18 protein-coding genes are annotated in these 19,511 nt (G+C 67.4%); 12 read left to right on the forward strand and 6 right to left on the reverse strand.

Translation table 11 applies throughout. The features are described from left to right. Positions 1–254 precede the first annotated feature (254 nt). Positions 255–1,790, forward strand: coding sequence for a Rieske 2Fe-2S domain-containing protein (locus ACI79D_RS20075; RefSeq protein WP_456920243.1), 1,536 nt, complete (start codon positions 255–257; stop codon positions 1,788–1,790). A gap of 800 nt (positions 1,791–2,590) precedes the next feature. On the opposite strand, the gene ACI79D_RS20080 is transcribed toward ACI79D_RS20075, so the two are convergent. Further along, positions 2,591–4,132 carry a polysaccharide deacetylase family protein gene (locus ACI79D_RS20080; protein WP_456920244.1) on the reverse strand — a complete coding sequence of 514 codons (1,542 nt, stop codon included), beginning with the start codon at positions 4,130–4,132 and terminating at the stop codon, positions 2,591–2,593. 297 nt (positions 4,133–4,429) lie between these two features. Then, positions 4,430–5,080 (reverse strand): hypothetical protein, encoded by a 651-nt coding sequence (locus tag ACI79D_RS20085; RefSeq protein WP_456920245.1) that lies wholly within the window; start codon positions 5,078–5,080, stop codon positions 4,430–4,432. A gap of 815 nt (positions 5,081–5,895) precedes the next feature. Here ACI79D_RS20085 and ACI79D_RS20090 point away from each other — a divergent pair. Beyond that, positions 5,896–6,081: a hypothetical protein gene (locus tag ACI79D_RS20090; protein WP_456920246.1), complete on the forward strand. Its 186-nt coding sequence runs from the start codon at positions 5,896–5,898 to the stop codon at positions 6,079–6,081. Positions 6,082–6,121: 40 nt separating this feature from the next. Here the strand turns inward: ACI79D_RS20090 and ACI79D_RS20095 are convergent, their stop codons facing one another. Continuing rightward, positions 6,122–6,634 carry a hypothetical protein gene (locus tag ACI79D_RS20095; protein ID WP_456920247.1) on the reverse strand — a complete coding sequence of 171 codons (513 nt, stop codon included), beginning with the start codon at positions 6,632–6,634 and terminating at the stop codon, positions 6,122–6,124. A 178-nt stretch (positions 6,635–6,812) separates the two neighbouring features. Here ACI79D_RS20095 and ACI79D_RS20100 point away from each other — a divergent pair, with 178 nt between their 5' ends. The 5 genes from ACI79D_RS20100 to ACI79D_RS20120 all read left to right on the forward strand — a co-directional run bounded on the left by ACI79D_RS20100 (position 6,813) and on the right by ACI79D_RS20120 (position 10,129). Continuing rightward, positions 6,813–7,292: a hypothetical protein gene (locus ACI79D_RS20100; protein WP_456920248.1), complete on the forward strand. Its 480-nt coding sequence runs from the start codon at positions 6,813–6,815 to the stop codon at positions 7,290–7,292. Positions 7,293–7,509: 217 nt separating this feature from the next. Beyond that, positions 7,510–8,586 (forward strand): NAD-dependent epimerase/dehydratase family protein, encoded by a 1,077-nt coding sequence (locus ACI79D_RS20105; protein ID WP_456920249.1) that lies wholly within the window; start codon positions 7,510–7,512, stop codon positions 8,584–8,586. 45 nt (positions 8,587–8,631) lie between these two features. Next, complete coding sequence (locus tag ACI79D_RS20110) at positions 8,632–8,826, forward strand: hypothetical protein (RefSeq protein ID WP_456920250.1); 195 nt, start codon at positions 8,632–8,634, stop codon at positions 8,824–8,826. A 44-nt stretch (positions 8,827–8,870) separates the two neighbouring features. Beyond that, positions 8,871–9,893 carry an LCP family protein gene (locus tag ACI79D_RS20115; RefSeq protein WP_456920251.1) on the forward strand — a complete coding sequence of 341 codons (1,023 nt, stop codon included), beginning with the start codon at positions 8,871–8,873 and terminating at the stop codon, positions 9,891–9,893. A 5-nt stretch (positions 9,894–9,898) separates the two neighbouring features. Then, positions 9,899–10,129 (forward strand): hypothetical protein, encoded by a 231-nt coding sequence (locus tag ACI79D_RS20120; protein WP_456920252.1) that lies wholly within the window; start codon positions 9,899–9,901, stop codon positions 10,127–10,129. Positions 10,130–10,132: 3 nt separating this feature from the next. Here ACI79D_RS20120 and ACI79D_RS20125 read toward each other — a convergent pair whose 3' ends face one another. After that, positions 10,133–10,348: a hypothetical protein gene (locus tag ACI79D_RS20125; RefSeq protein ID WP_456920253.1), complete on the reverse strand. Its 216-nt coding sequence runs from the start codon at positions 10,346–10,348 to the stop codon at positions 10,133–10,135. 735 nt (positions 10,349–11,083) lie between these two features. Continuing rightward, positions 11,084–12,181, reverse strand: coding sequence for an acyltransferase family protein (locus ACI79D_RS20130; protein ID WP_456920254.1), 1,098 nt, complete (start codon positions 12,179–12,181; stop codon positions 11,084–11,086). Between the two features lie 395 nt (positions 12,182–12,576). Between ACI79D_RS20130 and ACI79D_RS20135 the strand changes: the two genes are divergently transcribed. Beyond that, positions 12,577–13,395: a hypothetical protein gene (locus tag ACI79D_RS20135; RefSeq protein WP_456920255.1), complete on the forward strand. Its 819-nt coding sequence runs from the start codon at positions 12,577–12,579 to the stop codon at positions 13,393–13,395. Between the two features lie 57 nt (positions 13,396–13,452). On the opposite strand, the gene ACI79D_RS20140 is transcribed toward ACI79D_RS20135, so the two are convergent. After that, on the reverse strand, positions 13,453–14,517 hold the full coding sequence (locus ACI79D_RS20140) for a glycoside hydrolase family 3 N-terminal domain-containing protein (RefSeq protein ID WP_456920256.1): 1,065 nt from the start codon (positions 14,515–14,517) through the stop codon (positions 13,453–13,455). Positions 14,518–14,773: 256 nt separating this feature from the next. On the opposite strand from ACI79D_RS20140, the gene ACI79D_RS20145 reads away from it, so the two are divergent. From ACI79D_RS20145 to ACI79D_RS20160, 4 genes are all read left to right on the forward strand, one after another. After that, the gene (locus tag ACI79D_RS20145; RefSeq protein ID WP_456920257.1) at positions 14,774–15,484 is read left to right on the forward strand and encodes a PP2C family protein-serine/threonine phosphatase; all 711 of its coding nucleotides are present in this window, start codon (positions 14,774–14,776) and stop codon (positions 15,482–15,484) included. A gap of 715 nt (positions 15,485–16,199) precedes the next feature. Next, a complete protein-coding gene (locus ACI79D_RS20150; RefSeq protein WP_456920258.1) occupies positions 16,200–17,252 on the forward strand; it encodes an O-antigen ligase family protein in 1,053 nt (350 codons plus the stop codon). Between the two features lie 128 nt (positions 17,253–17,380). Continuing rightward, entirely contained in the window at positions 17,381–18,163 is a 783-nt protein-coding gene (locus ACI79D_RS20155) for a WecB/TagA/CpsF family glycosyltransferase (RefSeq protein ID WP_456920271.1), read from the forward strand. Between the two features lie 90 nt (positions 18,164–18,253). After that, positions 18,254–19,507, forward strand: a complete 1,254-nt coding sequence (locus ACI79D_RS20160; RefSeq protein WP_456920259.1) for an oligosaccharide flippase family protein — start codon at positions 18,254–18,256, stop codon at positions 19,505–19,507. Positions 19,508–19,511 lie beyond the last annotated feature (4 nt).

The raw sequence follows: 19,511 nt of genomic DNA on the forward strand, positions 1-19,511 counted from the left end.
CCCGCTCTCTTGATCTGGCTCGCGTCCGTGGCGACGGCCATATAGACGACGGCTCGCGTATCCCCGCACCGGCCAATCTGACCCCATGGACCCGCCAATTCGAACCTGGCCGGATGGTGTTCAGCAGGCGTCGAGGGAGGAGGGAGAAACTCTCGGTAGTCGGCGCGCCGACGACTCCCGAAGTGATGGCAAAATGGCGAGAAAGGGTGGAGTTCCTGGCACGATCATTGCACTGACCGATCAGGAGGTGAGGAATGCGTATCACGGGCCTGGGTCACGCCGGCCTGCTTGTCGAGACCTCGTCGGGCACCGTTCTCTGTGACCCTTGGAGATCACCCGCGTTCTTCGGGTCGTGGTTTCCCTTCCCTGACAACACGTGGCTGGACTGGGATGCGATCGGACGAACCGACTACCTCTACATCAGCCATCTCCACAAGGACCACTTCGATCCAGATCTATTGAGGCGTCACGTCCGCAAAGACGCCACGGTCTTGTTGCCTGATTACCCGACGCATGAACTCGAGAGCGGTATACGGGACCTCGGCTTCACGAGACTCGTGCGGACGAGGAGTGGAGAACCGGTCGAGCTGGATGGCCTGCGGATCATGATCACTGCGTTGACCGGCCCGGGGGACGGTCCCGTGGGGGATTCGGCGCTCTCCCTCGACGACGGCGAGACGATCATCCTCAACCAGAATGACGCCCACCCACTGGACACCGAACGGCTCAAGCGGTTCGGCTCGTACTCCGCACACTTCCTGCAGTTCTCCGGCGCGCTGTGGTGGCCGATGGTGTACGAGTTCCCGACGGCCGCGAAGCGGGTTTTTGCTCAGCGCAAGCGCGCCATGCAGGAAGAGCGAGCGCTCCGCTACATCGAGGGGGTCGGAGCCACTCACGTCTTCCCCTTCGCTGGTCCTCCCTGCCTACTGGATGACGAGCTGAGCGAGCTGAACGGGCGCGGTTCGGGCCGGATGGCCGAGCAGAGCATCTTCGTCGACCAGCACGAGTTCCTCCGGGCCTACGCCGAGGGTGGCCGCGACAACGGTCACCTCCTGCTGCCGGGGACCCAGGTGGAACTCTCCGGCCGCGCCTGCACGGTGACGCAGCCGCACCCGGAGGCGGATATCCGGGCGATGTTCGAGGACAAGGAGACCTACCTCCGTGACTACGCCCGCCGTCGGCGTCCGGAGATCGAGCGGGAGAAGGCATCGTGGGTCGATGTCCAACCGGACCTGTTGGCTCGGCTCAAGGCGTGGTGGGAGCCGTTGTTGTGCCGCGCCGCGCGGATCCGTGCCGGGGTGGGCGGTCCCGTGCGGCTCAATGTCGGCAGCCGGGCACTCGTGGTGGACTTCCCTCACGCCGAGGTCCGGGAGTGGAATGGCGAGGCGTGCCGTTACCAGCTGTCGCTCCCAGAGGAACTCGTTGCTACCAACGTCGAGCGTCGTGAGGTTGACTGGCAGAACAGCTTGTTCTTGTCGATGCGCTTCTCGGCTCGACGCATCGGCGCGTACAACGAGTACCTCTTCACCTTTTTCACGTGCCTGTCCGAGGATCGCATCGACTACGTGGAGAAGTGGTATGCCGAGCAGAGCGACGACGGCCGGGACGTGGTCCTGGACGGCTGGACGGTGCAGCAGCGCTGTCCGCATCAACGTGCAGACCTCGCGCGTTTCGGTCACGTCGAAGGAACCACGCTGACGTGTGACATGCATGGCTGGCGGTTCGACCTGGAGACCGGCACCTGTCTGACGTCCCCGGATTACCCGTTGAGGGTGTCCGCTCACGCGTGACGGTCCCGGACGATCCTGAGCGTCGAGCCCGCCGGGACGCCGTAGAGGCTGTCTTGCTGGAGGGGCGAGCCGGCCAGCTGCTGGCCGGCTCGGCCGACCGCCGTGCACTCGGCGCGGAGGGGGGATCGGCCGGTGATGAAGGACGGGTCTCACGCTTCAGCAGCGGTCCCCTGCCTCGAACTGGAGGTGGATGAGAAGACCGGTGGATGCGTCGGTCTCGCGGTCCACGCCGCAGCTGCCATGGCTGATGCCAGCAGCCGGGCGTGTCGTCTCCAGCGGCTGCATCCTGCACGCACACACCTGACCCGACGGACTCCTACGCCCAGGCGGCCGACGGCGCCCGAGTGGCGGTCGGATGCCGTCAGCTGGGCGGAGAACAGATCTGAGCGATCGTTGCTGAGCCGCACCGCTTCATCGAGCCGTGCCTCCTGAAGTTCCGCTGTCCACGCGACTGGCACGATGTTCGGACGCCACGATCCCTGCAGCCCTGGGCCATCTCACGTCGGATCGCAGGAGGGCGGGGCGATGCGAATCGGGATCCCGGGTGCCCGCCGGTCGGTCCGCTCGAGCGACGCCAGCCGATTGCTCGGAGCTGCGGCGGCCTCCTGACGGCGTCCCCCGATGGGTGGGCCCAGCTCACCTGCCCCAACTGGTGGAGGGACCGAGCCGGGTCGGCAGTGAGAGAGCGCGCTTCACGGCCGAACGTTGAGCGACAGTCGACCATCTCCATGTCGTCGTGCGGCGGGGCCGCCGATCTATGGCTGCTTGGTTGCTCTGGGATGCCAGGAGGGCGGGGCGCGTCACAGGGAGTTCCGTTGCCTGCGCCTCGACGGGGGGCCGACATAGAGGACCATCTGCAGGGCCAGGACTGCGGCCACTGTCCAAACGAAGGGCGAATCCAAGATCGACGTCCCATCGTCACCACCGGCGCCGGCCGTCCCACTTTGGGCTGAACCGATGTCATCTGAGGCAGTCGGGGAGATGGCGGGGCGACCGGAGTCGACGAGCCTGTAGTCATCGGTCGTGAGCGTGCCGCTGTCGCCCAGGACGAGCCCGAAGGTCATCGCGGTCGCATCGGCCGGTACAGGAGGAGTCGTGAATGTGGCTTCGGTCCACACGGTCGGTGCAGCTGGGGGGTCGAACCACGGGCTGAACACCCAGTTGGCCCAGCGGAATGAAGCGTCGCGGTAGTAGAGGGCAAACTGGGTCCTGCCTGTGGACTGATACCAGACGCTGATCTGGTAGACCTTGCCTGGCTCAACAGTTGGCGCGCAGGAGTGGATGTCCAGCGTCGGTAGCAGCTTGGCGTCGCCGTCTGTGTACTCGGTGATCTCCAACCTCTTGGCGGTGTTGCCGGTGTGGCCCGGTGACACAGTGGTCCACGCATGGTTGTTCTTGCCCCAGTGGCTGGGCTGCCAGCATGACGGGAACCCCGTGGATGGGTCATCGGTCTCCAGCGAGGGATTGTTCAACGCATTGACGCCCACCGGCGCCGGCGGTCTCGGCGCCACCGCCTCAGCGGGTCGGTACTGGTAGTCCGTGCCCATGTACTGCCGGACGGTCTGGTCGATGGTCTGGACGACGGTGTTGTTCGCCGCGTCGGCTCGAAAAGCCGCCAACCAGGAGACGAACTCGTTGAAGAGTGCTGGCGTGGTCGACGAGATGGCCGGGCACTCCGCGCTGCCGACAGGGGCGCAGACGTGGTGAAAGGTCAGGATGATCCAGCCGCCACCGTGGTCCACTGCGTTGGTGACTGCTGCCTTCATGTCGTCGAGCGTCCACGAGGAGTCGACCTGCCGGGGGGCTTTGAGGTATTGCGGGTCCTCAGGGGGTAGTGACTCGGCGTAGGGGCAGTTCTCGCAACTGCCCGGCGCGACGATGTCCACGAGCCCGCGCGAGGTGTTGTAGCCGCAGTCCGCCGCCTCCTGCTCGATCGCCGGGATCGCTCTCATGAAGGGATAGGCGAAGCTGGTGGGCTGGAACCCCCAGCTCTCCAGCACCGCGCGACCGTCACAGATCTCCGCCCTGACCTCGGGCGCAGGGAGCTGGGTAAGATCCGGGTGGGACACGGTGTGGCCACCGATCTCATTGCCATCCTCGGCCATGGCGCTCAACTGGTCGCGGGTCAGGTATCCGCTCCCATCGATCCACCCTGTGACGATGTAGAAGGTCCCGATCAAGCCGTTCGCAGTCATGGTCTGCTCTGCCGGGAACTGGTCGGCGTTACCGTCGTCGAACGTCAGCGTCACCACGGTGGGGTTGGGGGCTGCCTCTGCCGCCGGCGTGACCTGCCCCACCATGGACGCCGCTATGAGCACCAGGACAGTGCTGGCCAGGGCCACGGGAGACCTTCTCGTGTCCACGGACACCTCCGGGATGTGGCGCACCCGCCCATGTCCACGCCGCCCCCGCCCTGTCAGGGCAGCACAGCCACGGCAGGTGTAGGCGACAGCATTCAGGTGAGAGAAGGGATGGGCAACACCGTCTCGAACGGTTCCGTGGTTTCGTCACCCTCGTTCCGAGGCGTTGGGTCGGCCGCGGTATGGCTGTGAGCAATACCGCAACTGCGTGCCGTGGACGCCGACCTGGCATCACCGGCGGGTCGGTCGCAGCGACCAGTCGCTCGCCCAGGCAAGTGGTCAATCAGTTGTCACCAGAATCAGCCAAGGTCCGTCTGGGACATCGGCGTCATCGACGAACCACCAGTCGACGCGGTCGTCACTGCCGTTGAGATCTGTGAAACCGAGGCAGCCGTTGAGTGCAGGACTGACGTCCATCCCGGCTCCGTTGAACCGCTGGTTGGCGGGCCGAGCGTCGTCTGTCCCGAACACATAGCGTGCGTCGTCGTAGACGCTCGGTCCGGCGTCCTGAATCTGCCCATAGCAGACTCGCTCCCCCTTGCGGATGGCGACCCAGCGGTTCTTCATGATGGATTGCTCTGGGTCGGTGAGCTTCTCCTCCCAGCCGGGGTCGTGTGCCCACGGCACCACTGTGCTGCGCTGCGCGGCGGCCGAGGGGTCGTTGACGTCATCGAACGGGAGATCGAGATAGAAGGGGTTCTGCTTCGGCGTCATCCGGGTGGGGAAGTAGTTGTTGCTGGCGACGCGGCGCTCTGTCTCGCAGACGCCATCGATCTCGACGCCGTCGCACCCGCCATAGCTCTCCAGCCAGTTGTCGTCATAGGCAGAGATCAACTGACTGCCATCATCCGCATCAGGATCCGCGATCTCTCCGACCCAGAACGTCGTTGCGACGATGGACGAGTGAACCGGATAGCGCGCACTCGTCACCGCTGGTGGTGTCAAGTGACGCGATTTGCCCGATGGGCCTTGCTGGCCCTTCTCTGCGTCTTCGGGGCTATAGCTTGTAGTAGCTGTGGCCGTACTGGCGGTGATCATCGCGAAGGTCAGGACCTCGAGGAATCCATGACTCGATCCCATTCGACGAGGCTAGACAATCGAAGTGGTGACGTCACCGGTTTCCGGCTTGTCTGGCGTCGCAGACACAGATCAGGTGGGTCACGGGCGCGCTGTCCCGATCGGCCGTGTCGCGGACCAAGGCGTGGGAGGATGGTCATCATCCGAGCAACCGGCAGCAGAGCGGTGCCAGCCAGTCGCCGCGGCGCTGCGAGCGGGGCGACGACGACAGTGGTGGCGGTGAGCCGCCCCACCTGGCAGGTCGGAGCGGTGGCGCTCGTGGGGCGCCCAAATGGCGAGCGGAGTCTCGGCCCTGATTGACAGGAACTCCCCGGGGCGCACAGGGGCGCCGCCAAGCGAGACGCCGACCGCCTGCCCGGCGAACCGTCGAGCGTGGCCGGAGGAAGCCGCTGAGGAAGTGGTGTCCCGCGACGCGCGGTGCCGAAGCGAGGCTGCGGATGTGCGCGGTGGCGGTGAGGACGAACCCGGGGCAGATCACCGGCAGCTCCATCGCCCTGCGTGTCCTCTTCGAACTCGGATGCTGTCCTGCTCAAGAGTTTGACGCGACCCTCGGTAGAGCAGTACGTCCAGGAGAGGGTCCCTCAGCGCGCCCGGAAGGCAAGACCCGTCCGCGTATCGTCATCATGGCGATGTGCGTCCGCGCCGGGCGCCGCCGGTGAAGGGCCGGTGTGTCCCTCTTCGTCCTCGCGGTGCCCGCGCTGCTGGTCGTCGTCCTGGGCTACGTCGTGGGCTACGCGGTGTGGGACGGCGTCGGGCTCGGCGGCAACCCGGAGGTCGCCGGCTGGGTCACCGGCCTGGTGCTGCTGGCCGCGGTGACGTGGGTGCTGACCCGGCGGTGGCGGAGGAGGGGCTGACGGGGTCGTCCCGCGCCGTCGCGGACGCCCGTCTGCGGGATCAGCGGGTGCCGGTGTAGCGGATGACCGTCCCCGCGCCGGTGACGCGGGCGGTGTGCAGGCTCACCGTCGCCCGGCGCATCGCCTCGTGGGCGGAGAGGCCCTCCTCGAGCGCGACGACGCCGGCGCAGGCGCCCAGCCCGGGGATGCCCAGCGCGGCGATGGCGACGGTGAGGCGGGTGGCGGCGGTCCCGGCGGCCGCGACGGTGCCGCCGATGAAGACGGCGTACTCGTTCGGGCCCGACCGGCCCAGCCAGTCGTCGCCGCGCAGGGAGCGGGCCACGACCGCGGTGGCGGCGGTGAGGGCGCTGGTGGCGGTGGGCCAGGTGTCGTCCCGCCGCAGCAACCCGAGGACGATCAGCGCGCCGGGGGTGTGCGCCGCCGCGGCGAGCCACTCGGTCAGGTGCGCGGACACCGAGTTGGGGCCGGGCAGGAGGCTCGTGGCGTCGTCCTCCGGGGGCAGGAGGAACGAGACGGGCAGCGAGACCCCGAGCGGGTTGTGTGCGAGGGACATGAGCCCGGGATCGGCCGCCTCCGAGGAGGTGTGCAGGCGGGGACGGCGGGACCCACCCGGAGTGGTGACGACACGCGACCGACTCCGAGACGAGACGGCCCCGTTCCGTCGTCCCCAGCCCGTAGGGTGCGCCGCGGGGGCACGGTGGGATGCCTTGGCGGGGGCGACGGGGGAGCACGTGGCAGTCGAGGACGACGTCGCGGCCGTGGCGTTCACGGTCGAGACGAGGCTGGGTCCGGCACAGATCCGCGAGGCCGGACGGCGGGCCGCGGAGGCCGGCCGCGCGTACATGCAGACGACGATCACCGAGACGCAGGCGACGGGCCCGGTGGTCCGGTACGTGGCACACGGCCCGGGTGGGTTCGTCCGGCAGATGGCGCTGCAGGTCCGCTGGGAGGACGCCGGTCCGGGCCTGCGGCAGGTGCACTTGACCGTCGGCGAGCACCTGGTCGAGCGTCCGCGGTTCCTGGGCATCCCGCTCGGCCGGGCGTCGGTGCCGGCGCTGCCGTCCGCGCGCCGGTTCGCCGACGCCCTGCGGGCCGCGCTGACCGAGCCCGCGCCGCGCGGGGCGGCCGAGGCGGTGCCCGAGCCGCGCCGGACGGCCCAGCTCCCCGCACCGCGCCGCACGCCGGCCTCCAGCCTCCCGACCGAGCGGTAGGACTCGCCGGCCCGGCGTGCCGGTCGCACGCACCGTGATGGCGCGCCGTCCGCCGGCTGTGCTGGGGCACAACGTCCCTGCTCGGTTGTGAGGTGCGCCACATAGCGTCCTCCGCCACGGACGGGGGTGTTCCGGATCGCGCCGATGCCGCTCCGGCCCGCCGCAGAGGGGGAGGCCACCGTGCGCAGCGCCGTCCAGACCGTCGCGACGTGACCGCATGAGCCCGGCTGTGCGCGGCACCAACACCGTCCAGGAGCGGCTGGTCTCCGAGCAGCTCGAACCCGGTGTCGACCTGTTCGGCACGCCGGTCCTGGTCACCGGCGGCACCGGGTTCCTGGGCTCGTACGTCGTCCCACGGCTGGTCGCGGCGGGCTGCCGGGTGACGATCGTGGCGCCGGACCCGGGCTGGCGGGAACCGGTCCGGCAGGCGGTGCGGGACGGCGTGGTGCGGCTGCTGCCGGAGGCGGAGTGGTGGCGGCCGGAGGCGGCGGCGCGGGTGGCCCGCGGCGCGGTCGGGACCGAGCACCTGGTGCACCTGGCCTACGCGCCGGTGCCGCCCGGGCAGGGGACGCCGGTGCGGCGGGCCGAGCACGAGCTCGGGGTCAACGTCTGCGGACCGCTCGAGCTGCTGCTCGCGCTGGGGGACCAGGTCGGCCACGTCGTCCTGACCAGCTCGCTGGAGATCTACGGCGGGACGCCGCCCTGCCCGGTGGACGAGGACGTCCGGCCGGAGCCGGCCGACGCCTACGGGGCTGCCAAGCTCGCCCTGGAGGACCAGCTGCGGATCTCGGCCGCGACGGGCGGGCCCGAGGCGACGGTGCTGCGGATGAGCACGGTCTACGGGCCGGGGGAGACGGTGCCGCGGGCGGTGCCCCGGTTCGTGCGGGCCGGGCTGGCGGGCTTGCCGGCGACGATCGCCGGCGACGGGCTGGAGCGCCGCGACTACCTGCACGTCACCGACGCGGCGCGGCTGGTGATGCGCGCGGTGGCCTCCCCGCCGCGGGGCGGGTCGGCCTTCCGGCTGGTGCACGGCGGCAGCGGGACGGCGGAGCGGACGGTGGCCCTCGCGCAGCGGGTGCGCCGGTTGCTCGCCGTCCGCGGGGTGGAGGCGCCCGAGCCGCGGCACATCGAGGGCCCGTACGTGGCCGACGTCCTGACGCGGACCGACCGGGGGCGCGAGCAGCTGGGCTTCGCGCCGCTGGTGGACCTCGACGATGGCCTGGCCGGGGAGATCGACTGGTTCGCCGCGCGTCCGGACCTCTGGCGGGACCTCGCCGTCGACACGACGGTGTGACGGACCTGTCGCCCTCACTTCGGAGAGTGATGGGACACTGACGGTGTGAGAGAGCGACGGGCCATCGGGCACACCGGCACCGCCTGCAGTCTCTGCGGTCACCAGGGTCTGGTGCTGACCGAGTCGCGCCTGCCGCGCCGGGGGCTGTCCCGGCTGCACCCGCGGTTCGACGGCGACGTGCGCCTGTACGAGCTGTGCGAGGGCTGCGGCGCCAAGCACGCCGTCGACCTCGTCGCCTGACGCAGCCGGTGGCAGGGGACGCCGCCTCGGCTGACGATGGGCCCGTGGAGTCGGAGGGGGCGCCGTCCGGCTCCGAGCCCGAGGTCGTCGGGTCGCGCATGGCGCGCAACCGGGCCCGGCACCGGGCGCGGCGCTCCCGGCTGCAGAAGGTCCTGCTGGCGCTGCTCGGCGCGCTGGTCGTCGTCGCCGGGCTGGGAATCGGCCTGGGCACCTGGCAGGTGGACGACGTGGCGTCGGACGTCGACCGCGTCGAGGACGCCTTGCCCAGCGGTGACCGGCCCGCACCGGCGGAGGCCGACCCGTCGACCGGGCAGGAGGCGCAGACGTTCCTCGTCGTGGGCGTGGACCCCTCCGACGTGGCCACCGGCGAGACCCGCGCCGAGGCGGCGCTGCTGGTGCGGCTGACCGGCGACCGGCAGCACGCGCAGGTGGTGACCTTTCCACTGGACACCTGGGTGGCCGGCACGGGCAGCACGCTCGAGGGCGCGTTCGGTGCGGACGGGCCGCAGGGCGCCGTGCGGGCGGTGGAGACGCTGACCGACGTCCGGGTCGACCACTACGCCGAGCTCGACTACTCCGGCTTCGCCACGGTGACCGACGCGCTGGGCGGGATCACCGTCGACGTCCCGGAGCCCTACGCCAACCGGGGGTACACGTTCGCGGCCGGTCCGCAGCAGATGGACGGCGCCGCCGCGGTGGCCTACGTGCGCGACGCGAGCGCCGCGACACGGGCCGGGGCGCCGGCCCGCCAGCAGCAGGTCGTGCAGGCGCTGTTCGCCCGTCTGGGCGAGCGGGGCGCCTTCTCCGACCTGGGGCGGCTGGGCGACCTGCTGGACTCGGTGACGGGCGCGCTGCAGGTCGACGACTCGCTGGCGTCGGAGGACCTCGTGGCGACCGCCTGGGAGTTCCGCGGCGTGGGGGACCCCGAGTTCGTGGCCGCTCCGGTGGGCGGCCCGGGCGTCGAGGGCGGGACGCCGGTGCAGTACCTCGACGAGGGCCGCGCGGCGGCGCTGTGGGGCTACCTGCAGGAGGACTCGCTGGCCGGCCACCTCGGCGAATTCCGCTGACCGCCGTGGCCCGCGCGTTCGGTCCCCGGTCGCTGTGGGCCACCGTGCCCGTCTACACGGTGCTGCTGCTGGTCGTGGTCCTCGACGTGCGGGCCGTCGTCTTCTGGGCCCGGGTGGGCGGCTCCCTGGGCACGCCGATCGCGTGGGCGGCAGGGGGCGTCGCGGTGCTGGCGCTGCTGCTGCTGGGCTTCGACCTGCGACGGCAGGTGCTGCTGGCGCGGGACCGCGAGGACTGAGCGCTACTCGCGACGTCCGGCGGTGAGCAGGAGGCCGGCCTCGGACAGCAGCGCGGCCGCCCAGCCGCAGACCACGAAGACGTCGCCGCGGTGGATGCCGTGGTCCTCGGCCAGCCGGAGGACAACCGGGCCATCGTTGAGGTACTGGCCGGTGAGCAGGAGGACGGCGAACGCGGTCAGGACCCCTGCGACGACGAGGCCGAACAGCCAGCGGAGCACCGGCGCACGGTAAGCGAGCTGTCAGGCCGCGGGTGGCTACGCGCGTCCCATGTCCCCCGGTCGGGTCAGGGTGGCGGCAGCAGGCCGGCCCGCGCCTCGGCGGGTGAGGGCGCGGACAGGCTGCCGGTAACGTGGCTTTCGAGTGAGTCCTCGGGGGCGACGCCGACACCTACAGTGACGGCTCCACCGACGCCACCGCTCACCTGCAGGGCCGCATCGAACCGCGTTCGCGGCCGGTGGTGGCACGTTCTACCTGCCTGGCGGCACCTGTCAGCACTCGGGTCTGCTGCTCCGCAGCAACGTGTGCCTACGGGCCGCATCGCGATCCGCTGTGACGCTCAAGCTCGGGCCGGCGGCGAACGCGCAATGGATCGCCATGGCGGACGAGGTGACCGCATCCTCGGCAACATCTACCTGGCGGTGTACTGGCCCACCGGCTCGGGCTGTAACGAAGTGCCGGGCATCCAGGTCAACACGACCGGATCCATCGCCTGCCCGGCCGAAGGTTACATCGATCTGCCCGTCGGGCGGACGATCACCCTGCCGCCCCGGGAACTTCCTGTCATCGGCTGCGACAACACCAGTGCCGCGTTCTGGGCACCCTCAGCGACGAACCTCGTCAGCGACATTCTCAGGGGGTCCTACTTCAAGAGGATGTTCCCGGCGCTCGCCGTGCCGTGGCTCCTAGCCCAGCGAAGGACCGGTCGATCTACCTGGCCGGCGTGGCATGAACCGTTAGCTGACCGAGTCGCCGGTGGGGGCCTTCGTCTCCACCGGCGACAACGCCGCGGCCGGCCTGCGCGGCTTCTGGCCCAGCACCGCCCAGCTGATGACCGCGAAGCGGCCGAAGAGCAACTCAAAGACGATCGGCAGGCCGATCGCGAACACCAGGCCGAGGACGAAGAGCAGCGGCGTGCCATCAATGCCCAGCCGCAGCCCGACAATCCGAGCGCCAGCGCTGCCGAAGACGTGCAGGAGGTAGATGGCGAAGGAGAAGCCCCCCAGCCACACCAGGAAGCGTGATGCGAGATACCGGCGCAGCGCCAGCAGCGTGACCACGACGAGCACGGCGACGGCCAGGCTGAGAGCCCGCGACGGGATGCCCGGCCAGTCGACGTCGGCCAAGATCGTGTAGAGCCGCAGGGCGTACACGGGCAGAAAGAACACAGTGGCGATCAGTAGGCTGCGCGGCTGCAGCAACTGGTCGGAGTACCTATGAGCCGCGTAGCCGAGCAAGAAGAACGGCAGCAACCGCAGGAACCCGTTGATGCTGAACACCGCGATATCGGACGGCAGCCTCACCAGGATGAACAGCACGAACGTCGCCAGGGTGACCATGCCCCAGGAACGGAAGGTGCCCAGCATGTTGAAGGCGTCAAGCGCGCCGACGAGCAGGAAGATCAGGAGGATCGACTGCAGGAACCACAGGTGCTGGTAGCCGAAGAGGAAGGCGTGCGGCAGGTCGGACAGTTCCGGCCGCGTGTTGGTGCCGGGGACGGCCATCTGGACGAAGAAGAAGACGGTGCAGACGACGACGAAGGGGACGAACAGCCGTCGCACCTTGCCCTTGACCAGGGGAGCGAGGCCCGCCTTGGCCCGCACCGGGCGGTAGGCGTACACGTAGCCGGACAGCACCGTGAACAACGGCATCCGCAAGTCCTCGAGCGCGCGGTAGAAGAACCGCCACCCTGAGTCGTCTTCCACTGTCAGCCCCAGGTCCGCCCTGGAGCCGATGACGTGGCCGGCGACCATAAGAATGACAGCGACGCCTCGCAGCGACTGGATCCCCAGATCCTTGCCCCGCGTGGTCGCGGTATCCGCACGTGACTCCATAGACCCTGCTCCCCCGTAGCACAGATGACCGATAGATGGTTGCACGGCGCACAGGGACTGACGGAATGACTCCGGTCACTGCCCGCGCACCTCACTCTTCCGCGGCCCAGGTCGCCGATAGGGGGCGCTCGCGGTGTGGGCCCCCCGCGCGAGACCGGTCCCGGGCTATCCGCGGTGACCAGTTAGCCACCGACACCGGCCCGCTACTGAAAGTGATGGCCCGATGCCTTACCGTGTCATTGGTGGGCATGACATCATCGAGACTGGCCTCGAGTTCGCTCTACCGGAGGGTTCGCCGCTCTCTCGCCGCAGCCAGTGGGACCCTGTTGGTCGCAGGTGGGATGTTCCTAGGGCGGGGCCCCGACACCTGGGCAGCAGCTTGGAACAGCGGATCGATGGCCACACTGGAGGCGTGGTTCCAAGAGCACACCGGACCGAGTGTCGCCCTGAATCGCATCCCGCTCACTGGCGCGCAGATCATCAACTCACAAGCCGACGCCGACGCCCTGGCCGGTCGGATCATCGATGGCACCGTGCAAATCCGCGCCGACAACGTGACCCTCCACGACTTCTTGTTGCGCGGCGACGGATCCCGCGAACTAGTCCGCGTCGTCGGTGCCCGTCACGACATCACCATCGTCGACGCCGAGATCGACGGGCGAGGCAAGAAGAACAGCATCGGCATCGGCGGCGCCTCCTACGCCAGAGCCGTCACGCTAGAACGCGTGGAGATTCGCCGAGTCGGATTCGACGCGATCCGGCTCATGGCGAATAGCACCTACCGGCACGTCTATGTCCACGACCTGTGGCGGTGGAACAAGGCCGTCGAGGGGCGCCCATACAGGGCCGCCAACCCGCAAAAGACCGACCCACACACCGACGCCGCGCAAGCCGTGCGAGGCGGCGGGCTCATCGATGAAAGCTGGCTGGACAACGCCGGCATCAAAGCGGCCAACGCCACTGCGGCCGTGTTCATCAGCCCCGGTGCTGGACCGATCGACGGGTGGACGATCCGGCGGAGCTACCTCAACGGTGGCGGCTACACCGTCCACGTCCACGCAGGCCCCTATGGCGACCCCGAGAACATCGTCATCGACCGAAACCGGTTCGGCCGAGGCCACCGCCTCGGCATCTACTCCCACCGGGACGTTCCGGCCAGCAGCATCACCAAGAGAGGCAACGTGTGGGCCGACACCCTGAAACCCGTCACCTGACTCAACCATAGGGGGGCGCTTTCGGCGCCTCAAGAGCTCCTCGGTTGGGTGGCCTGGTCAGCTGGGCAACCGACCGGCGCGCGCCTTGGCGGTAAGGGCGGTGCGGACGGCGGCGTCGACCTGCTCGGCAAAGGTCGGGTCGCTGTCGACGCGGGCCAGGACGGCATCAACCATCTCCCGGACCTGCCCGGCGTCCACCGTGAGCACAAGGGTGCCGCCGGCAGCGAGGAAGCGCACGGCGCGCTCACCGATCGGCACGCCCTGCACGGCCTGGGCCGCGCCGACGTCGTCGGAGATGACCACACCGTCGAAGCCGAGCTGATCGCGCAGGACGTCGGTGACGACGGTGGGGGAGAACATGGCCGGGTCGGTCGGGTCGAGCTGCGCATAGGTGGCCGACGACATCATCACGAAGGGGTCGGCGTCAGAGTCGGCGAGTTCGCCGAAGAGGGCGACCTGCTCGTCGTCCCGCGTGGTGACGTCGTCGGTGACGTTGGCGCTGTGGTCGGTGTTCTCCGGCACCCGGCCGAGGCCGGGGAAGGGCTTGAGCGTGGAGGTGACGCCGTGGGCGGCCAGGCCATCGACGACGGCGCCTGCTGCCGCTTCGACGGCGTCGGGGGTGCTGCCGTACTGGCGGCCGTAGGCGCCAATGGGCGCGTTGCTGCTCTCGGTGCCCTCAGGGACGACGTCGACGACCGGGGCGAGGACGAGGTTGATGCCCGCGGCGGCCAGGGAGGCACCGAGCCCGTCGACGAGGCTCTTCATCTCGTCGGCCGGCAGGCGGCCCTGGTCGACAGCTCGGGGCAGCTCGCCGAAGCCGGGGCCGGAGAGGGTCTGTACGGACCCGCCCTCTTGGTCGGCGGCGACCCAGGGGTCGACGTGCGCGGTGCTGTCGGCCCAGCGGGAGGTCGTGGCGGCGAGCTCCTCTGCCGGCGCGCTGGTGCGACCCTGGAGGAAGACGCCGCCGATGCCGGCCTTGGCGACAAGCGCGTCGGCGGGGGAGAGGTCGCCCAGCGGGACGCCGACGACGATGAGCTGCGCGACCTGCTGTCGGCGGTCCAGCTCCGCCAGCGCGGCCTCGACCTGCTGCTGGACGGGGTCGGGCGTCGGCGTGGGGCTCACCGTGGCTTCGGTCGTGGGAGTGCTCGGATTCGGCTGCCCCCCGGCGCAGGCGGCCAGGACCAGGCTCACCGACGTCACGAGGGTGGCCAGGACAGTGAATCGGGAAGCCGGCGACCGCATCGACAGGCTTGTTCCGTCATCCCAAGGGGCGATCGCACCAGTGGTGCGACCTGCCGCTTCGGTTGAGACCTTCTACGCTCGACGCGCCCGCTCTCCTCGCGGGTAGCTGTCATCGATCCGAAACCGTGGAGAGTGCATGCCGCCGGTCGAGCTGAGCTGGGGCGCGGCCACCGCGGTCGGTCAGCGCGAGGACAACCAGGATCGCTACATCGCCGAGCCGCCGATCTTTGCCGTTGCCGACGGTATGGGTGGGCACGTCGGTGGTGCAGCCGCTGCGGAAGCGGTCGTCGAAGCCCTTCGCTCGTTGGCCGGCAGCAAGACGACAACCGTGGAAAAGATCCGCCTGGCCCTGCAGCGCGCAGACGGCGAGATCCGTGCCTTCCGCGGCCCGGACAGGGAGGGCGCAGGGACAACGGTGGCCGGCGTAGCCCTCGTTGACGAGGGGGACGGGCCGCAGTGGGCGGTCTTCCACATCGGCGACTCTCGGGTGTACCGCTGGCACGAGGGGAAGCTGGAGCAACTGACCACCGACCACTCGGTCGTGCAGGAACTCGTGGACGCGGGTTACATCTCTGACGAAAGCGCCGCTAGCCACCCGCAACGCCACATCATCACCCGCGCGCTGGGAGTCGGACCGCGCAGCCAGCCCGACATCTCGGTGCTTCCGGCGACTGAGGGTGACCGATTCCTTGCGTGTTCGGATGGCCTCACGAATGAGGTGCCCGACGAGATCATCGCGACAGTCCTTTCAGGCAGGCGCAAGCCAGATGACATAGTCGCCGATCTGGTCACACACGCCAGTGCTTCAGGCGCTCGGGATAATGTCACCGCCCTGGTGACTCTTTGACAAATCCTGCATCTTACTGAGCCTCAAACACCCAAGCCACGGGTAGACGCCCGTATTCGCAGGCACTTCCGCCTGCAGCGCAGAAACGATCCCGGAGTCATGCCACCCAACACCTCGTCCCCACCACGGCTGCACAGCCGATTTGTGCGCGGATCCGAGATGCAGCTTCTGAGGAGCTGGACCCTCTGCCCGGCCGCTCGACAGGGGACTAGAGAACTCGCTCATGCGGACGAGCGGTGTCCGTCTCAGCCCGACATCAGAGGCCCCTATCCGGCAGCGGGCCCCTGGGCGAGAGATGACGCCTCCTGGCGGCGACAAGGCCAGCCCCGGTCAAATAACCGAAGCGGGGCAGCTCGCGTATCGGCCCTCGAACCCTTCAGCGTGCATACCTTGGCAATGCCCACCAGCCCAGAAGCCCGTAAGACTGATGATTAGCGGAGACACCGCCTCAATATCAAGACGCGCGAAGTCGGCCCTGAGTTCTGAACAAAAACCTTTAAGGGCGCCATCTCACAAGACCGATAACGTCTCAAAGACGCTGCGGCGCGCCAGCCTGGTTTACATCACTGGCCTCTTCCTGCTCGACCTAAACAGCCCCTACTCGGGCCTGAAGATCTGGAACGTGGCTTGGGCCTGCCTAGCGTTCATATCTATCACCATGGCATTCCTGGCGTATACGCGACCCGGGAACCAGAATCGACCGCGACTGTTTTTGATGGACGCGGCGTACCTCATTTATGTGGCGTATTGCTTCATCTCGGCGATATGGTCTGTCACTCCAGCTGACACGCTGACGCAGGCGGCATTCGCACTCATCGGCTGGCTGGCCACGCTGGCGATCAGGGCTATGTCAAAGGCCCAATTGATCAATCTAGTAGTTCGAGCCACCTTTATCGTGGCCACGCTGTCCTTTGCGGCCATCATCCTACTCCCAGGGATGGCCTTTCAGCCGGCCCCTTCAGGTGATCTCCCCGAGCTTCGCGGCATCTATGATCATCAGCTGCGCCTGGGCCTACTCATGGGGATCGTCGTTGGCATTATGCTCATCGCTCGGCTCAACGGAGATCTGTGGGGAAGCCTGAGAACTACACGGCCGCGATTGATCCTAATCTTCGTGGTGATCCTGGTGTGCTTTATCGCGGCGCTCGCCCGCTTGAACTCCTTCTTTATCGTGTTGGCTCTCGCTCTGACATTCGGACTCATGAGGAAGTCCGTCCTTCGACTGGCCAGCCTAGTAGCGATTGCCGCCGCTTCGTTGTTGCTGATCTTCGACTGGAACTCCCTTCTCCGATACGCCGGAGACAGAGGCGTTGACCTGACCCTCACTGGCCGAACCAACGTTTGGGCAACTACGCAGGCTTTGTCCGAGAAGGCGGGACTCTTCGGCTATGGATTGGGCTCATTCACGGACCCGTCATTCGACGCCTACTGGCAGTATTACAGGGCCCCGTCAGCTCACAACTCCTTTCTGCAGGCCAATTTCGAGACAGGCGTAGTTGGGCTGACTCTGTTGGCAGTGCTGGTAGTGACACACCTGGCGACTTCCTACTCGGCCGGTCGCACAAGTGGGAAAGTGTCCTACTCATTCTTCCTGGTTCTCGCAGTCGCTCTGTGCAGCATTACCGCCGTGGTGTATGCAGGAAAACCTACAGCCGTCTTCGAATTGATGCTGCTGTTCCTTGCAGTCGAACGTCAAGATGCCACATCACTGGGAACAGTGAGCGCGCGCAGGGTGTGTACAAGTGCGCGAGAGCCCGCGATCCCCTGACCAGAAGGGGCAACCCCCGATCGAGTGTCTCGCAGCGCCCATATGCAGCACCGTACGACTGGGGCACTCCTGGCGATAGACCAGCGGTCCGCTGCTGAGCAGCTTTGACCAAGAAGGGAAGATGCAAAGTGTGGAGGTCTTCTACCATCAGTCGAAACCCTACGAACTCCCGTGGGGAACCTGATTGGGCAGAGTCGCTAGCGACGGAACTCCTAGAGCAGCACGCCGCAGGACGGGGACGCACAGTTACGTGGCTGAATCATCACACCGTCCAAACAGTACTCGATTCCGGGCTGAGGCTGGACGAGTTCGACTACATCGGGATTGACGGTTTGTACCTAGTCCGACTGCTTGGACGCGGCAGCCTGCCGCGCACTAGCGCCGACCTGGTGATTCCGCGACTCCTAGATCGTGCGAAGTCGTGTCCCCGGCTCGCACTCATCGGCACGACAACCGCCGCCCTCAACGAGGCCAGTCAAGTGATCTCCTGTTACGCCTCAAACCCAAAGATCGTCCTCGCACTGAACGGTTTCGATGAGTTGCTGGACGTAGACGCCCTCGCCCAATCGATCCTGTCAAAGGACATTGACTTCGTCATACTGGGACTTGGGAGCCCTCTGCAGGACAGCTACGCCTTAGGGCTACAAAAGGCAGGCTGCTCCCAGCAGCTTATCCTGACGTGCGGCGGGTGGTTGGATCAGGTGGGTCGGGAGAACTACTATCCGCCGTTTGCCTATCGTTTCAAGGTCAACTGGCTGATTCGCCTTGTCCGTGAGCCGAGGCGCCTCTGGCGTCGATATACGATTCGAGCGGCCTTGGCGGCTCGACGCCGTAGTGAGATCCGCGACGCGTTGGAAGTTCGCAATGCACCCGGCGTAGGTCGCTATCTTCAGTCGGTCACAGAAGCCTAGAGTCACAACCGCGGACAACGAATCCTTGACGTTTAGGGTGGTGTTCGAGTGCTACGCAGTAGGCGGGGCAGGTCCCGCTACTCTGACCGAGTGCGCGGGCTTGCGCAGTCTGGTCGCTTGCCCTTGAGTCAGGCTGCGGGGCAGTTAGCACTCTTGATTGCGATTCCTGTCATCGCTCGCAACGTTGAACCCGATGTGGTGGGCGCGTTCCAAGTGGCTTCAGCTGTCAGCCTGATAATTCAACCTTTAGCGACCCTTCGACTTGAGTATCTGATCCCGGTTACGCGTGGTCTACCCATGCTGCGTCGTCGCCGCAGAGTTGCTTTGGCAGGCGGCGGTGTTGCGACTATCCTCGCCGGGCTCACCGGTGCACTTCTCTTCCTAACGCAAAACTCGAGCATCGCCGAGATCTGCCTGGTGCTGTCGGTGGTCCTCCCTGCATACGTTATATCCGCCGTAGAGAATGCCTACCTCCTTCGACTTCAGGAAGTGCGAATCCTGGTCCGAAGGAATCTGGTGTCGGGCTGCATGGCAGCGCTGCTGCAAATCGTCGCCGCCTTCGTCTGGCCAACAAGCTTGGCGCTCGGCCTTTCCCTCGTCGTCGGGCGGTTGTTCGCGATCGTGGTGTGTGGACGTCCTCGACGCCCGCGCCAAGACGTCTATGAGCCCTCTGGTGACTCAGATGAGCGGGCGTCTTTCACTGAGCGGGTTCATGCCATTGTTGCGGGTACTATCTCAAATGGGGCAACTCAGATCACGATCCTCTGCGTGGGATGGCTGTTCGGCCTGACGGCCGCCGGCCAGCTGGGCCTCGCCCAACGAGTGGCCGGAGTCCCCACGGCTCTGCTCGGCCAGGGGCTCTCGCAGATGTTGATGTCTACTGCGGGGCCGCTTATTCGCATGTCGCAGCCCGGCGTGCGAGGCCAAGTGAAGCGGATGATCCGTAGGTTAGTGCCGCTCGTGCTCGCCTTCGCCATCCTGGGTGCAGTCGCAGGGCCGACAATGATCCCAGCAGTGCTCGGAAGCACCTGGCGAGATGCTGGAGCCTACTTTGCATTGCTGTCGCTGCCCATTGGATTGCAGTTGATCGCCGTCGCGATCCTGCCGGTGCTCATCGCCGTCCAGAAGAGTGCGACTCTCTTACGGATCCAAGCCATCAGGCTCTTTGGCGTTCTTGCCGCGCTCGTTGTCGCTTGGGCCTGCAATTGGGGGGTGCTGGCAGCGATCGTCGCGGTCTCGGTTGCTATGGTCATCACCTACCTTCAGGCGATCGCAGCATGCCTAGCTGCACTCAAGCGCCACGAAGCCGGTCTTGATGCGTGTCGGTTGACTAGCCGTCGTTGATAAG

It is taken from the genome of Geodermatophilus sp. SYSU D00708 (assembly GCF_054050115.1).